This is a genomic window from Phyllobacterium sp. A18/5-2, assembly GCF_025452215.1.
In the GTDB taxonomy this organism is placed as follows: Bacteria; Pseudomonadota; Alphaproteobacteria; order Rhizobiales; family Rhizobiaceae; genus Phyllobacterium; species Phyllobacterium sophorae.
The window spans coordinates 3,353,728-3,369,771 of sequence record NZ_CP104966.1 but is presented as its reverse complement, the minus strand read 5'-3'; the positions used below and the strand labels follow the sequence as shown (position 1 = coordinate 3,369,771).

Below are 16,044 nucleotides of genomic sequence, written 5' to 3'. Positions count from 1 at the left end.
CGGCGACGGCCCGGGAGAATTCAGCCTCCAATTTTTCCGGTGTAACCGTTACGTACTTGAATCGTTCAGATCGCTTCTCCAACCTTTCCGTATGAAAAGCTCCAGGGAGGGTTCGATGAACAGGAGTCAGCGAGAAAACACGCAACTCAATACAGCAATCGCAAATCGCAATCGCCGTTGGGTATCAGGAATGGCATTGCCAGTATGGTTGGCGGCTTGCGTCTTTGCCGGTGCTGCAGCGGCCCAGCAGCCGACACAAGCGCAGCAAAATGCGATCAAATCAGCCTGCCGCTCTGATTTCATGGCACAGTGCTCGGGTGTCCAGCCAGGCGGTCAGGCCGCCCTTTCGTGCTTGCAACAGCATAGCTCGTCACTGTCAGCCGGTTGCCAACAGGCGATTGGTGCCCTTGGAGGCGGGAAAACCGCACCGGCAGCGACTACGGGGAAAGCTTCTTCTGCAACTGCGCCAGCTGCGGCTGCGCCTGCCACACCCGCACCGACGTTTACGCCCCGCGAAGAAATGGCCATCGCGCGTCAGGAGTGCGGTCCGGACTTCAGGTCACTTTGCAGTTCGGTAGCACTTGGCGGGGGTCGCGGAATTGCCTGCCTGAGGAAGAACATGGCACGACTGTCGCCAGGCTGTCAGAAGGTGCTGACGGCGGGCAGGTAGCAGCTTCTTGCAGACACTGCCGGCTAATATCCCAACTCAAGTCCAACGCAGCTGGTGTCGGGCGTCGCCGGCCCGCATTTCGTGTTCGGGGGTGCCGCCCAAGACATGGCCACGATCGTCCGACGGTCACGCTTGACTAACACATATCTCCGTGGTTATAAGTCAATCAATAGCCAGCGGGTTATCGATCTAAATGACAAATGCTCACGATGTGCTCTTCAGAACGCTCGCGGATCCGACCCGGCGGGCCCTCTTCGAACGGTTGTGCCATGAAGGAGAGCAGACGGTAGGGGCACTGACAGCTCAGTCCGGGGTCTCGCAACCGGCTGTGTCGAAGCACCTCGGGGTCCTGAGGCGAGCCGGGCTGGTACGTGACCGCCATGAAGGACGACAGACCCATTATAGCGCGCAGCTCGGTGCCTTGGCCCCGCTGCTCGACTGGACAAAGGAAATGGCTGGGTTCTGGCAGAACCGGTTCGACCACCTCGAAGACTTGCTGAAAAGGATGGACCAATGAGCAAACCTGCTACCGAAGCGCTCTCCGTCAATGCCAAAAAGACATCCAGGGGGCCGGCGAAGGTCGCAAATGACGCCGCCGCCAAGGGGGCAAAGGCGGCCAAGCCGCGTATGGCGAAACCGAAGGTGCAGCCGAGCGAGCCCGGGAAGCCGGTCCTCCTCGCGGGCGGTAACCCGCAGATCGCGAAAGCCTATGGCGACGCCCCCGTGCAGGCTTACATTGCGGCGATGCCCGGTTGGAAGAGCGATGTCGGGCGCCGGCTCGATGCACTCATTGTGCGCACCGTACCGGGCGTGTACAAGGCGGTCAAATGGAACACGCCGCTCTACGGTTTTGAGGGCGAAGGCTGGTTCCTCGGCGTCCATTGCTTTGAGAAGTACGTCAAAATTACCTTCTTTCGTGGCACCTCGCTGCGTCCCGTTCCTCCCGTCGCGTCCAAGATGCACGACGTACGCTATTACCACATCCACGAGAACGACCAGCTTGACGAAGCGCAGCTTGCCGCTTGGGTAAAACAGGCGAGCGAATTGCCCGGCGAGCGCATGTGAATGGTCAGATGAAGAAAGCAGCCTGGAAAACACCAAGAGGACGAATCCAATGAGCCAAAGCGCGACCGAAACACGCTCAGTCGTTATCGAACGGGAGATGCCGCATCCGCCGGAAAAGATCTGGCGCGCGCTCACGCAACCACACCTGATCGCGGAGTGGCTGATGAACAACGACTTCAAACCGGACATGGGCCACCGTTTCAATCTTCGCGCCGACTGGGGCGCTGTAGACTGTCAGGTGCTTGCGATCGAGCCGAACAAGACGCTGTCGTACACGTGGGCGGCCTACGGGCTTGAGAGCGTCGTCACCTGGACCCTGACCCCGATGGGAACGGGGACCCATCTGCGCATGGAGCAGGCGGGTTTCCGTGCGGATCAGCAGCAGGCCTACGGGGGCGCCAAGAGCGGCTGGCAGCAGTTCTTCGGAAATCTGGAGCAAGTCCTGGCACGGATAGACTGAAATTCTGCCGGCACAGTTCAAAGTCAGGTCCTGTTTGGTCGCAAGATAGAAAAACAGCGGAATGAGGTGCAAACAACATGAAAAATAGCGCAACGACCACGGGCGAGATCGCCTTCCCGGCTGATCGACGCGAGGATCAAGGAACTGGATGATTGGCGGGGCAAGACGCTCTCCCATGTCCGCGCACTCATCAAACAGGCTGTCCCCGAGGTTGTCGAGGAGTGGAAGTGGAGAGGTGTCCCGGTTTGGTATAAAGATGGAATGATCTGCACCGGCGAGACGTACAAGAGCGCCGTGAAGGTGACCTTCGCCAAGGGCGCCTCGGTTGATGACCCTTCAGGACTGTTTAATTCCAGCCTGGAAGGCAACACCAGGCGCGCTATCGATTTCCATGAGGGGGATGAAATAGATGAGGATGCCTTCAAGACGCTCATACGCGCCGCTGCTGCCCTGAACAGGTCACCGGCGCGAAAGTCAACCACTTCCACCTGACTTCACCGGTCCGCCAGAGCCAGCTTGACCCCCAGCGCAACGAACGCTCCGGCAAATGTCCGGCGCATCCACGTCAATATCCGCGGACGCGAGATGACATGGTTGCGCACGGACGCGGCGAATAGACCGTAGGCGACGAACACGACGAAGGTCATCGCCATGAAGACACCGCTCAAGCTGAGCATGCGCATGAGCGGCTGGGGCTCGGCGCCACTGACGAATTGCGGCAGGAACGCCAGAAAGAAAATCGACAGTTTTGGATTGAGTATGTTGATCAGGATTGCGGTGATGGTCACTTGCATCAATGACCTTTCACCGCCGTCATCCTCGACATTCAGCGATCCCTTTTCGCGCAACGCGTTCCAGGCCATATAGAGAAGATAGGCGACACCCACATATTTGAAGGTGTGGAAGGCGAGGGCGCTTGTGTGCAGGATCGCCGCCAAACCTCCGATAGCCGCTGCCATATGTGGAATGATGCCGATTGTGCAGCCGGTTGCTGCCGCGAGCGCTCGCCTTGGCTCCCCGCGCGAGGCCGGTCGCCAGAGTATAGACCACCCCTGTCCCGGGCGAGATCACGATGATGAATGATGTAATGAGGAACTCGATGCCCACGATAATGCTCCTTAAGGGTTCAGTTAACGCACTGAAACCGAACGGGAGCCGTTCGTCTTGAACAGGATTGCAAGAGGAGCAAAAAATCAGGCGACAGCGGCAGCATAAGCACCCGGAGAGACACCGTATATGCGAACGAACAGGCGTGTCATATGGCTTTGGTCGGCGAAGCCGCTTGCTGCGGCGGCATCTGCCAGACCAGATCCTCGCGCGATCAGGCGGCGGGCGGCATCAATCCGCCGCTGCATGAGATAGGCGTGTGGCGTGAGACCAGTTGCCTTGGCAAAGCCGCGCAGGAGCTGAAACCGGCTCAGGCCGGATTCCCGGGCGAGATCCGCCAGTGTGATCGGGGCGGCCGGCTGATCGTCGATCAGAACCTGTGCCTTGCGCACGGCGAAAGGTGCCGGGCGGGATACCTTATTTTCTTGCCGTTTGTCGATGATGCCGTCAAGCAATGCCAACAAGAGCTCTTCGCGATGGAGTTGGGATGACGTGTTGCAGGGCGTTATCATGGTTGAAAACAGCTGCTGGAACAGCGCCGCCACGCTGGCATTGTCCATCACCGGCTGTGCAAACTCGCAACCCGGCCGACCGCCTTCATTCATGTCGCAAACGGCCTGACTGACAATCTCCGGGTCGAAATAGAGCATTCGCCACGAGCGGCCGGCATCGCCTATGGGCATGCCGTCATGCACCTCGCCGGGATTGACGGTGATGACATTGCCTGGCCCCGCTTCCACCGTGCCGCGACCGCTATGGGATTTCTGCGCGCCTTGATGAATGACGCCAATGCCATACTGCTCATGCGTATGCCGTGGAAAGGAATGGCGCGTTGCAGCCTCGATGACCTCAATACCGGCCACTTCGCAGGGATAAATCCTGAATTGACCCTTCAACACCCCATTTCCATTCCGCTTCTGCATGCGTACCGGGTCCCAAACAGACAAAACTTGCTCTAAGTTATCCCAAATCCCCGGTCTCAAGAAGGTGCAACCTGGGGCGGGATAAGAGGTGTAATCATATGTCTCAAATTTGCTTTGTTTCTTGGCTGGTATCTCCGTTCAAAATCACCACATTGGTCGAGACAGTTTGACTGATTCATTACGTATCCGGAGATTGATATGAGTTTCAAAGTCCCACCATCGACCCGGGCATTTTTCCTGTGCACCGCAGTTCTTGCCGGCATGGTGGCGCCACTTCATGCACAGACGGCCACCGATACGGCCAAGCAACTGCCCGCAACCCGCAGCGAGCTTCAGCTCTCCTTCGCGCCGCTCGTGAAGCAAACGGCTGGCGCCGTCGTCAATGTCTATGCGGCGCAAGCGGTACAGACACGCTCGCCCTTTGCCGGCGATCCGTTCTTCGAGCAATTCTTCGGTGGACAGCAGTTCAACGGCCCTCCGCGCGTGCAATCCTCGCTCGGTTCCGGCGTGATTGCCGATGCGTCGGGGATCATCGTGACGAACAATCACGTCATTCGCAATGCCGATACGGTGAAGGTTGCGCTATCGGATGGGCGGGAGTTTGACTCGAAAGTTCTTCTGAAAGACGAGATCCACCGACCTCGCGATCCTGAAGATCGATGCCGGTGAGCCGCTGCCCGCCTTGCCATTGGCCGATTCCGACCAGGTGGAGGTGGGCGATCTCGTGCTGGCCATCGGCAATCCGTTCGGTGTCGGGCAGACGGTGACGAGCGGTATCGTTTCGGCGCAGGCGCGAACACGTGTCGGAATTTCCGACTTCGATTTCTTCATACAGACCGATGCAGCGATCAATCCCGGCAATTCGGGCGGTGCACTGATCGATATGACCGGCAAGCTCATTGGCATCAACACCGCGATCTTTTCGCGTTCCGGCGGATCAATCAGGATCGGATTTGCCATTCCTTCCAATATGGTACGGGCGGTTGTTGAGACGGCAAAGGGCGGTGCGGACACGTTTGAACGCCCGTACATCGGTGCTGCTTTTCAGAATGTGACTCCGGATGTCGCTGAAGGGCTTGGCATGAAACAGCCCTATGGCGCCCTGGTGACGAATATCACCAAGAACGGACCGGCAGAGAAGGGCGGGCTGCTCGTCGGCGATGTGGTTTTATCGGTGGATGAGATGCGGATCGAAAATCCGGACGGGCTTGGTTACCGCCTGAGCACCGCAGGCATAGGCAAGACGATAAGGCTGGACGTATTGAGCCGCTCGAAGGAAAAGACCATCACGGTCGTCTTGGAAAAGCCGGGACCGGACTCCCCGGACAATCAGATGCTCATTCAGGGCAGAAATCCCCTTTCCGGTGCGCATGTTATCAAGCTCACTCCGGAAGGTGCGGCGCGTCTGCGCCTGCCGTCCGATACGGAGGGCGTGGCGGTTGACAAAATTTTCCCGAATACGCCCGCCGCGCGGATCGGCTTGCAGCCCGGCGATATTGTGCGTGGGATAAACGGCGCGGAAATCGCAACCATGGCCGATCTGACAAAGGCAATGTCAAGCAAGCCGGTGCTTTGGCGCTTCGAATTTGAGCGGGGTGGTGACATAATCAGGCAAGTCATTCGCTAGAAGAGATAGGTAGAGAGTATGGCGGATCTGTTTTCGGTCCATGACGATCCGGCATTGGACAGGAGCCGGCCGCTTGCCGACCGGCTGCGGCCGAAAACGCTGGGGGAAGTCACCGGACAGGAGCACCTGACCGGCCCGGAAGGTGTATTGACGCGCATGATCGATGCCGGTTCGCTTGGCTCGATGATTTTCTGGGGCCCGCCGGGAACCGGCAAGACGACAGTGGCACGGCTGCTTGCCAATGAGACCAATCTGGCTTTCGAACAGATTTCCGCTATCTTTTCCGGTGTCGCCGACCTGAAGAAGGTCTTTGACATGGCGCGGGCACGCAAAATGTCCGGCCGCCAAACTCTGTTGTTTGTCGACGAGATCCATCGCTTCAACCGGGCGCAGCAGGATTCATTCCTGCCGGTAATGGAGGACGGGACAATCGTCCTCGTCGGAGCGACCACGGAAAACCCTTCATTCGAACTGAACGCCGCTCTCCTGTCTCGCGCCAGGGTTCTGGTGTTTCACCCGCATGACGAGGCAAGCCTCAGCGCCCTGCTGGAGCGTGCGGAGGGCCATGAGAGCAAAGCCTTGCCCTTGACTGCGGAGGCACGCGCGAGCCTTGTCCGGATGGCTGACGGCGACGGACGGGCAATCCTGACGCTTGCCGAGGAAGTCTGGCGCGCGGCACGCGACGGCGAGCTATTCGATGCCGAGCGGGTGCAGCAGATCGTGCAGCGCCGGGCGCCGGTCTATGACAAGAGCCAGGACGGACACTACAATCTTATCTCGGCCCTGCATAAGTCTGTGCGCGGATCCGATCCCGATGCTGCGCTCTATTACCTTTGCCGGATGTTCGACGCGGGCGAGGACCCGCTTTATCTCGGCCGGCGGCTGGTACGCATGGCCAGCGAGGATATCGGCATGGCTGATCCGCAGGCGCTCGTGATCTGCATTGCCGCGAAGGATGCCTATGACTATCTGGGCTCGCCGGAAGGCGAACTCGCCTTGGCGCAGGCCTGCGTCTATCTCGCCACCGCGCCGAAATCCAACGCTGTCTATACGGCCTACAAGGCCGCCATGGCGGTCGCAAAACAGAATGGCTCGCTCGTTCCGCCGAAGCACATCCTCAATGCTCCGACCAAGCTGATGAAGGGCGAAGGGTATGGCAAGGGTTACGCCTATGACCATGATCAGCCCGATGCCTTTTCCGGCCAGAACTATTTTCCGGACGCCCTCGGCCGGCAGACGTTCTACGATCCGCCGGAGCGCGGCTTTGAACGTGAGATCCGCAAACGGATCGATTACTGGAACAAGCTTCGCCAGGAACGCGGAGAAGAATAAGGAAAGGCCGCTCAATAGCGGCCTTTCGTTTGCGTGGACGTTTGCGCGTTAGAGCCCGAGGCTCTTAAGCAGCTTCCGGCTTGCGCGGGAATGGCGTGACGTTTGCCGTGTCGTCGTCGAGCTTCAGGCCGCCGGCTTTGAGCAGCGAGGTGAAGCGGCCGTTCTGACGCGCCAGCTCATCGAAGCTGCCGGATTCGATTACTTCACCCTGATCCATGAAGAGCACGATATCGGCGTCGCGGACCGTGGAAAGACGGTGTGCGATGATGAACGTCGTGCGGTTCTGGCACAGCTTGTCCACTGCAACCTTGACGCGTGCTTCGGTTTCGACGTCGAGCGCACTGGTTGCCTCGTCGAGCACGAGGATCGGCGCGTCCTTGAGGATGGCACGGGCAATGGCAACCCGCTGGCGTTCACCGCCGGAGAGCTGCGAACCGCGTTCGCCAACAACCGTGCCGTAGCCGCCGGACTTCGCGAGGATGAAGTCGCTTGCATCGGCAGCTTCGGCAGCAGCAAGCACGTCCTCGGCACTGGCTTTCGGGCGGCCAATACGGATATTGTCCTCGATCGAACGGTTGAACATGCCGGCATCCTGGAACACCGTAGCGATGGCGTTGCGCAGCGAACGGCGGCTGATCGTGCGCGTATCTATGTCATCGACAAGAATACGGCCTTCCTTTGGATCATAGACACGCTGCAGCAGGTTGATCAGCGTCGTCTTGCCGGCACCGGTCGGGCCGACAATCGCAACTGTCTGACCGGCCTTTGCCTTGAACGAGACATTCTTCAGGCCCTGGGTCGAATTGGCGAATTCGAACGACACATTCTTGAATTCGACATCGCCGCTGACATTGTCAATGTCATGAACCGTCTTTGGTTCTACCGCATAGGCCGCGGAGGCTTCCATATCGAAGAAATCCTCAAGCTTTGCGCGGGCCGCGAAAATCTGGTTCACAAAGGCGCTGAGCTGATCCAGGCGACCAATGAGCAGGCCGGCGAAGCCGATGAACGACACGACCTGACCGACCAGCATTTGGCCTTGCATGACGAAATGTGCGCCGAGGGCCAGAACCACGAGGATGGATATAGTAGACGCCATGCGGTTGATGCCGGCGGCCAGGGCCCACCAGTTCAGTACAGGGTATTGCGCGGCAAGCAGCTGCTTCGCGTAGGACTGCAGCGCACGCGTTTCTTCGTCGATACGATTGTAGCTTTGCAGGACAGAGATATTGCCCATCGAGTCGGTAACGTGGCTGAAGGCCGTAATGTGATGACGCTCGACCTGAGCCTGACCGTCCTTGGTCTTTGCTGTCACAAAGCGGCTCACGAGGACATAAACGACACCCAGAACCGCCAATACGGAAGCCAGACGCCAGTCCTGCGCCACAGCCATGGGAATGAGCCCGACGAGCGCAACGGTGGTCGCGAGGTGAGTGCGCATGAATTCGAGCCACAGGCCGAACAATGTCTCGATGGCGCGCAAAAGCGTATGCATCGCATTGGATGTGCCGCGCTGGTGGTGCCACGAAAGCGGCATGCTGATCACGCGATTGTAAGATTCGGTGAGTACGGCGAGTTTGCGCCGATGCGCAAGCCGGTCGGCCTCCCTCGCAACGAGTACATTGGCGCCGATGTGGAACAAGCCAACTGCAGCCAATTGAGTAAGGGGAACCCATATGTCCGCCTTGTCAGCAATTGCCTGGATGACGAGGCCCATTAGCAACGGCTCAAACAGCATCGTCAGAGCCAAGGCGATGTTGACCACGCAGATAAACACGGTCGCGCGCTTTTCAGCGCCGAGATATTGGAGCGATTTCCAATAGATGTTCAACAATGACACTATGCCACTCCGCTTGCTTGGGCTGCTACTCACGCCGCAGATTGACTCTGCATCAGACTCTTGTGCACCGCAATATTCAATGCTCTAAAGTCTTCGTAGTTGTGCGTTCCTACAAGGAACATTTTTCTACGTCGCGTAACGTCCCGTGATGATTCAACCATTTGAGTTCACAAAATAAACTGGCCGAGCTGAATGTAAAATGAACGCAATATTACTTGTGGCATCCGGCGGAGCGATAGGCTCTGTTGCGAGGTACCTTGTCGGGGTCCTGATGACCCGGGCTTTTGGTGCGAATTACCCCTATGGGACGCTGACGGTGAATGTTGCCGGCGGTTTTCTGATGGGGCTGTTCATCGGCATTATGGCGCAGCGGCTTGAAGGATCGATGGACCTGAGGCTGTTTGTTGCGGTCGGGATCATGGGGGGATTCACCACGTTCTCGTCATTTTCGCTCGATGTTGCCGTGCTTTGGGAGCGTGGTGAGCTCCTCACTGCGCTGATTTATGTCCTTGCAAGCGTGATCTTGAGCATTGGCGCGCTGTTTTTAGGATTATGGCTCGCAAGAATGACTGCATAGTGCTATTCGCCTGAGCAAAAGGTGGAAGTAATGGCAGCGGTAGAACAAAAGACAGTCGATACGGGTGAGGCGGAAATGCGTCTCGACCGGTGGTTCAAGGTACATTATCCGGGTCTGGGTTTCGGGCACCTGCAGAAATTGCTGCGCTCTGGCCAAATCAGGATCGACGGATCCCGCGCCAAATCCGACACAAGGCTGCAGGCCGGACAGACTGTCAGGATTCCGCCGCTTCCGGTGGATTCGAAGGCCGAAGGTCATCTGACCGGCAAGAGCATTCGCGGCCGTGAGGACGGCGATGTCCTGTCGCAGATGTTGCTCTACGAAGATCCGAAGGTTTTCGTGTTCAACAAACCGGCCGGTCTGGCAGTGCAGGGCGGCTCCGGTGTCAATCGCCATGTCGACGACATGCTGGAAGCCTGGCGCAACAAGAAGGGTGAGAAGCCCCGCCTGGTTCACCGGCTGGACCGCGACACGTCCGGCGTCCTTGTGGTTGCCCGTACACGCGGCGCGGCACAGGCGTTGACTGCCGCTTTCCGTGAACGCGAGACGAAGAAAACCTATTGGGCGCTGGTGAAGGGCATACCACGCAAGCGGGAAGACAAGATCACCACCTGGCTGGTCAAGGAAACGACCCCAGACGGCGACCGCATGCGCGTTGCCCAGCATGGTGAGCCGGATTCGGATCACGCCGTTTCCTACTATCGTGTGATCGAGATCCGCCGGACAGGTTCTGACCTGGCTGGAAATGGAGCCCTATACGGGCCGGACACACCAGCTGCGTGTTCATGCCGCTCATATTGGCTGCCCCATCATTGGTGATCCGAAGTATTTCGAGGCGGACACGAACTGGTCGTTTCCAGGCGGTATCCAGAACCGCCTGCATCTGCATGCCCGCCGCATCCGTGTTCCCAACCCTTCGGGTGGCGTGATCGACGTGACCGCGCCGTTGCCGCCGCATATGGTGCAGACGTGGAATTTGCTGGGTCTGGACGAACACGACGGGGATGACGACAGTTAGAATCTGTCCCGCAATACTCTAAACCAAAATTGGACTTCGACGATGCGTAACGATCTTTTCAATATGGATGCGAAACAGGATCTTTCCGATCCGGATCCGGTTCGCCGCGCACAAATCCAGTCAAAACTGCCATTACCCAAGCGCTTCTACAAGGAGGCCGCAGTTGCCGAGCGCGAGGGCAAGTTTGCCATCGAGCTCGACGGGCGCGTCGTCAAGACGCCGGCCCGGCAGAACCTTTGCCTGCCGACGCGGGCTGCCGCGCAATTGATTGCCGACGAATTTTCCGCGCAGGAAAAGGAAATCGATCCGGCGCGCATGCCTGCAACGCGCCTCGCCAACACGGCAATCGATGGGATCGTCAATGACCCGCAGGCGGTTCTGGAAGATGTATTGCGCTTCGCCTCATCCGACATGCTGTGCTACCGCGCCGGCTCGCCTGAACGGCTGGTCAACCGGCAGACCGAACTCTGGGATCCGATCATCGAATGGGCAGCATCCGCTCTCGGTGCGCGCTTTGTGCTCGCAGAAGGCGTGATGCATGTGGAGCAGCCGCGCGAGGCGCTTGGCGCGTTCAGCGTTCATCTCGGCGGGTTCAGTGACCCGTTCGCCATTGCAGCCTTGCACATGATTACCACGCTGACCGGATCGGCGATCCTGGCGCTGGCTGTGGCCAAGGGCGAGATTTCGGGCGAGCAAGCCTGGAAGCTGGCGCATGTCGATGAAGATTGGACGATCGAGCATTGGGGCGAGGACGCGGAAGCCGCTGCTCGCCGCGCAGTCCGCGAACACGAAATGATGGCCGCAGTGAAGATGCTTGAAGCGGTTTCGTCTCTCTGAATCGCCATTTTCAGGACAATAGGATTCGCGCCAGCTTCTGAGTTGCAATTTTAAGCAACTGTAGGTCGACAAAATGATCGTATAGAGTTGTGTGAAAATATGCTTGATGCAATTGTTAGTTGATATTTCATATTTATATGGTTGCAAGTTTATAATTATATTACAACTTTGGTATTATATTTGTCTAATAATGCTGGCCTAGCGGTCATACTTTGGTATAACTTACCTTATGCCTGCATGCCGCAGGAGGGGCGAGGAGACCTGCAATGATCCTGGGGCACAATCCAATTGCGTGGGCACTCGCCGTCACCCAACTGACAGCCGCGCCAGCTGGCGTTCCGCGCAATCCGGAACGCCCCATGAATCCTTCGTCATGCAAGGAAGCGCTGGACCGTGTTGAGGAAGCCGCGGAAGGCAGTCCGCTGATTTCGTCTGAACGAAATAAAATGTTGCTGCGCGAGGCCATCAAGAAGGCCAAGCAGCAGTGCCTTACCAGCCCGCCAAAATAGATTTCAGATTAACGACTGTCTGTTGATCCGGCTGAAGCCTTCAGCCGGCAGGGAGGTCGTGTGCCATTTTTTAGCGACAACCGGGAGGAATGAGCATGCCAAACATTGTGGAAACAACAGATGCGGCCGCCAGTACCAGCACGAGCTATGCACTGGTTGCCGGGCAATCCGCCCAGGGCCAACTTGCAGTTGCGGGAGACCGCGACTGGTACCGGATCGATCTCGTCGCGGGCCAGACATATACATTCGGTATGACCGCAACCGGCGATGCCGCCAGCCAGGTGCGCGATACCTATCTGCGTCTGCGCGACAGCGCAGGCATGCAGATCGCCTTTGATGATGACAGTGGTGACGGATTGAATTCGTCGATCACCTTTACTGCGATTACCTCCGGTACCTACTACCTCGATGCGGGCGCGTACAACGATGTCTCGGCCGGCCAATATGATCTTTCGGTTGCTACCGAGACTCTACCGCCGCCGCCGGCAGGCAGCGAGACGACCGATGCAGCCGCGAGCACTGCCACCACCTATGCGCTGGCGGGCGGGCAAACGGTTCGAGGCAATCTCGCAGCGACGGGGGATCGAGACTGGTACCGCATCGAACTGGTTGCGGGGCAGACCTACACATTCGCCATGGCGGGAAGCGGGGCGGCAGGTGCCCAGGTTCGTGATACCTATCTGCGATTGCGCGACAGCACGGGTGCACAAATCGCCTTTGACGACGACAGCGGGGAAGGGCTGAATTCGACGATAAGCTTTACCGCGACTTCATCCGGCGTCTATTATCTCGATGCAGGGTCATACAACAATGCCTATGCCGGCCAATATGATCTTACAGTTGCGGGACCGCCTCCCCAGCCACCCCAACCGCCTTTCGATCCAGGCGATCCGCTGCCGCCGGCGCGCGTCACGGAGACTGCCGACGCGGCCGCCAGCGCCACAACGGCATATTCGCTTGCTATCGGGAAGTCGGCTCAAGGCCAGCTTGGCACTGCAGGCGACCATGACTGGTACGGCGTAAACCTCGTTGCTGGCCAGACCTATACATTCGCGATGGTAGGAACCGGCATCTCCGGGGTCAACGATAGCTATTTGCGGCTTTACAGTGGCGCTGGCGCGCAAATTGCCTACGACGACGACGGCGGACCTGGGGGCAATTCCACCATTACCTTCACCGCAACGACGTCCGGGACCTATTATCTCGATGCGGGCGCCTATAACGACGCTTCTGCCGGTCAGTATGGATTGTCTGCGACCTTGGGAAGCAAAGCCTCCTACGACGAAATGATGGGCGCAGGCGCCCTGATCCGACCCGGCGCGTCATGGAGCACGCCGGGCACGGCTGCAAGCGTCACCTGGGGTATCCGCCAGTCCTCGGCCACTGCGACCGATGCGTCGGGAAATCCGACGCCTTTCATCGCGCCCTCGGCAGCGCAGATCGCTAGCGTACAGGCGGGCCTTGCCTTATATTCCGAAGTTGCGAACCTCACCTTCAGCCAGGTCAATCCCGGCGGCACAACGAATGATGCGACAATCCTGGTGGGTGCGTATTCGTCCAATGTGGATGGTGCGGGAGCATTTGCCTATTACCCCGGATCAACGGCCAGCGGCGATTTGGCTGGAGATATCTGGCTCAACAATACGAGCGTGTCGACCACGTCGCTGCCGAATGGCAGTTTCAGTGCCTTCGCCATTGCTCATGAAATGGGCCATGCAATGGGCCTCGCGCATCCGGGAGACTACAATGCGGCTCCCGGTCTTCCCATCACCTATGCCAACAATGCGCAATTCGTTCAGGATGACCACCAATACTCGGTGATGAGTTATTTCGACGAGTCCAATACCACTGCGTCATATAATGCTTATGCCGACACACTGATGCTGTATGACATTCTTGCCGTGCAACAGCTCTACGGCGCCAACATGACCACCCGCGCCGACAATACGGTTTACGGATTTCACTCGAATGCCGGGTCTGTCTACGACTTCGCGATCAACCGGGATCCCGCACTTTGCATTTGGGATGGCGGCGGCACCGACACGGTCGACGCGTCCGGATTTGGTCAAAACCAGATGATCGATCTGCATGACGGCTCGTTTTCCAACATGGGCGGATTTACCGGGAACATATCCATCGCCTTCGGCGCGATCATCGAAAACGCCATCGGAGGCAGTGGGTCAGACACCTTGACCGGCAATAGCGCCAGCAATGCGCTGACCGGGGGAGCCGGCGCCGACACCTTCTGCTTCAAGGATTTCCTGGGTGTAGGATTCAGTATCGACACGATCACGGATTTCTCCGCGCAAGACGATACGATACGGCTGGACCCGGCGATTTTCACAGCACTTGCGCCGGGCGGCCCGCTTTCGGCCGATGCTTTCCACGTCGGCTCGATAGCCGCGGATGCCTCGGATCGGATCATGTACGACAGCGGAAGCGGCGCGCTTTACTACGACCGCGACGGTGCAGGGGGTCGCGCCGCGGTCTGTTTCGCAAACCTTTCAGGCGGGCTGGCCGTGACCAGCGCGGACTTCCAGGTTGCATAGCGGAGTCCAAACTAAAACCCCGGCTCGTGCCGGGGTCTTTCCTCGTGGAATGTGGTCCAATCAGACCGAATAGTACATGTCGTACTCGACCGGATGCGGGGTCATTTCGAAACGCATCACTTCGGCCATCTTCAATTCGATGAAGCTGTCGATCTGATCGTCATCGAACACGCCGCCGGCCTTCAGGAAGCCGCGATCCTTGTCGAGGCTCTGCAGGGCTTCACGCAGCGAGCCGCAGACGGTCGGGATCTTCTTGAGCTCCTTCGCAGGAAGGTCATAGAGGTCCTTGTCCATCGGTTGGCCGGGATGGATCTTGTTCTTGATGCCGTCGAGGCCGGCCATCAGCATCGCGGCGAAGCCGAGGTAGGGGTTGGCTGTCGGATCCGGGAAGCGGATTTCAACGCGCTTGGACTTCGGCGAGGAGCCGAAAGGAATACGGCATGACGCGGAGCGGTTGCGCGCTGAATAGGCCAGCAGAACCGGAGCCTCATAACCTGGAACCAGACGCTTGTAGGAGTTGGTCGAAGGGTTGGTGAAGGCATTGATCGCCTTGGCATGCTTGATGATGCCGCCGATGAAGAACAGGCAGTTTTCCGAAAGGCCCGCATATTCATTGCCCGCGAAAGTCGGCTTGCCATCCTTCCAGATCGACATGTGAACGTGCATGCCCGAACCGTTGTCGCCGAAAATCGGCTTCGGCATGAAGGTTGCGGTCTTGCCATAGGCATTGGCGACCTGATGCACGACATACTTGTAGATCAGCATCTTGTCGGCGTTGCGGGTGAGGGCGTCGAACTTGATGCCAAGTTCGTGCTGGGCAGCGGCCACTTCGTGATGGTGCTTTTCAACGCGCACGCCCATTTCGGTCAGAACCGTGAGCATTTCCGAGCGCATGTCCTGCGCGCTGTCGATTGGCGGTACGGGGAAGTACCCGCCCTTGACGCGCGGACGGTGACCAAGGTTTCCGGTTTCATAGTCGGTGTCGTCATTGGACGGCAGTTCGGTGGAGTCGAGTTTGAAGCCCGTATTGTATGGATCAGCCTTGTACTTGACGTCGTCGAAGACAAAGAATTCAGCTTCGGGGCCGACGAAGATTGTGTCGCCGATGCCTTCGGCCTTCATGTAGGCTTCGGCCTTCTTGGCGGTTCCGCGTGGATCGCGATTGTAGGATTCACCGGAAATCGGATCGAGAATGTCGCAAAGGATAACCATCGTCGACTGGGCGAAGAAGGGGTCCATGTGAACCGTATCGGTGTCTGGCATGAGCACCATGTCGGACTCGTTAATGGCCTTCCAGCCAGCAATGGAGGAGCCGTCGAACATGACACCGTCGGCAAACATATCTTCATCGACTTCGGCAATGTCCATCGTCACGTGCTGCAACTTCCCCTTTGGATCGGTGAAGCGGAGGTCAAGGAACTTTACGTCGTTGTCCTTGATCTGTTTCAGAATATCTTTGGCGGTCGTCATGTCAATTTTCCTTATTCAGCGACGATGAAGGTTGTTGCCGGCGCGAACGCACCTGCAGAT

General features: G+C 58.2%; 12 protein-coding genes and 4 pseudogenes. 12 read left to right on the top strand and 4 right to left on the bottom strand.

Annotation, left to right across the window (positions count from 1 at the left end; genetic code table 11):
• Positions 1–211: 211 nt before the first annotated feature.
• The 5 genes and pseudogenes from N8E89_RS16755 to N8E89_RS16735 form a co-directional block, all read left to right on the top strand.
• A pseudogene (locus N8E89_RS16755) lies at positions 212–670 on the top strand (hypothetical protein); the annotation flags it as partial.
• Positions 671–863: 193 nt separating this feature from the next.
• Positions 864–1,187: an ArsR/SmtB family transcription factor gene (locus N8E89_RS16750; RefSeq protein WP_106663224.1), complete on the top strand. Its 324-nt coding sequence runs from the start codon at positions 864–866 to the stop codon at positions 1,185–1,187.
• 110 nt (positions 1,188–1,297) lie between these two features.
• Positions 1,298–1,735, top strand: a complete 438-nt coding sequence (locus tag N8E89_RS16745; protein ID WP_245448662.1) for a DUF1801 domain-containing protein — start codon at positions 1,298–1,300, stop codon at positions 1,733–1,735.
• A 49-nt stretch (positions 1,736–1,784) separates the two neighbouring features.
• Positions 1,785–2,195, top strand: coding sequence for an SRPBCC family protein (locus tag N8E89_RS16740; protein ID WP_106663226.1), 411 nt, complete (start codon positions 1,785–1,787; stop codon positions 2,193–2,195).
• Between the two features lie 84 nt (positions 2,196–2,279).
• The gene (locus N8E89_RS16735) at positions 2,280–2,687 is read left to right on the top strand and encodes a DUF1801 domain-containing protein (protein WP_262261939.1); all 408 of its coding nucleotides are present in this window, start codon (positions 2,280–2,282) and stop codon (positions 2,685–2,687) included.
• Between the two features lie 2 nt (positions 2,688–2,689).
• Here the strand turns inward: N8E89_RS16735 and N8E89_RS16730 are convergent.
• Both N8E89_RS16730 and N8E89_RS16725 read right to left on the bottom strand, forming a co-directional pair.
• Positions 2,690–3,302: pseudogene (locus tag N8E89_RS16730) on the bottom strand (LysE family translocator).
• Between the two features lie 86 nt (positions 3,303–3,388).
• Entirely contained in the window at positions 3,389–4,201 is an 813-nt protein-coding gene (locus tag N8E89_RS16725; RefSeq protein WP_162707138.1) for an AraC family transcriptional regulator, read from the bottom strand.
• A gap of 285 nt (positions 4,202–4,486) precedes the next feature.
• Here N8E89_RS16725 and N8E89_RS16720 point away from each other — a divergent pair.
• Both N8E89_RS16720 and N8E89_RS16715 read left to right on the top strand, forming a co-directional pair.
• A pseudogene (locus N8E89_RS16720) lies at positions 4,487–5,852 on the top strand (DegQ family serine endoprotease).
• 18 nt (positions 5,853–5,870) lie between these two features.
• On the top strand, positions 5,871–7,184 hold the full coding sequence (locus N8E89_RS16715) for a replication-associated recombination protein A (RefSeq protein WP_106663230.1): 1,314 nt from the start codon (positions 5,871–5,873) through the stop codon (positions 7,182–7,184).
• 64 nt (positions 7,185–7,248) lie between these two features.
• Here the strand turns inward: N8E89_RS16715 and N8E89_RS16710 are convergent, their stop codons facing one another.
• Positions 7,249–9,024, bottom strand: coding sequence for a glucan ABC transporter ATP-binding protein/ permease (locus N8E89_RS16710; protein WP_106663231.1), 1,776 nt, complete (start codon positions 9,022–9,024; stop codon positions 7,249–7,251).
• A gap of 199 nt (positions 9,025–9,223) precedes the next feature.
• Here N8E89_RS16710 and crcB point away from each other — a divergent pair, with 199 nt between their 5' ends.
• The 5 genes and pseudogenes from crcB to N8E89_RS16685 all read left to right on the top strand — a co-directional run bounded on the left by crcB (position 9,224) and on the right by N8E89_RS16685 (position 14,514).
• Complete coding sequence (crcB, locus tag N8E89_RS16705) at positions 9,224–9,601, top strand: fluoride efflux transporter CrcB (RefSeq protein WP_106663232.1); 378 nt, start codon at positions 9,224–9,226, stop codon at positions 9,599–9,601.
• Between the two features lie 30 nt (positions 9,602–9,631).
• Positions 9,632–10,619 (top strand): annotated as a pseudogene (locus N8E89_RS16700) (RluA family pseudouridine synthase).
• Between the two features lie 42 nt (positions 10,620–10,661).
• On the top strand, positions 10,662–11,456 hold the full coding sequence (locus N8E89_RS16695) for an ATP12 family chaperone protein (protein ID WP_106663234.1): 795 nt from the start codon (positions 10,662–10,664) through the stop codon (positions 11,454–11,456).
• Positions 11,457–11,722: 266 nt separating this feature from the next.
• Complete coding sequence (locus tag N8E89_RS16690) at positions 11,723–11,965, top strand: hypothetical protein (protein WP_106663235.1); 243 nt, start codon at positions 11,723–11,725, stop codon at positions 11,963–11,965.
• Between the two features lie 95 nt (positions 11,966–12,060).
• Positions 12,061–14,514: a M10 family metallopeptidase C-terminal domain-containing protein gene (locus N8E89_RS16685; protein ID WP_262260548.1), complete on the top strand. Its 2,454-nt coding sequence runs from the start codon at positions 12,061–12,063 to the stop codon at positions 14,512–14,514.
• A gap of 60 nt (positions 14,515–14,574) precedes the next feature.
• On the opposite strand, the gene glnA is transcribed toward N8E89_RS16685, so the two are convergent.
• Positions 14,575–15,984 carry a type I glutamate--ammonia ligase gene (glnA, locus tag N8E89_RS16680; RefSeq protein ID WP_106663237.1) on the bottom strand — a complete coding sequence of 470 codons (1,410 nt, stop codon included), beginning with the start codon at positions 15,982–15,984 and terminating at the stop codon, positions 14,575–14,577.
• Positions 15,985–16,044: the final 60 nt, after the last annotated feature.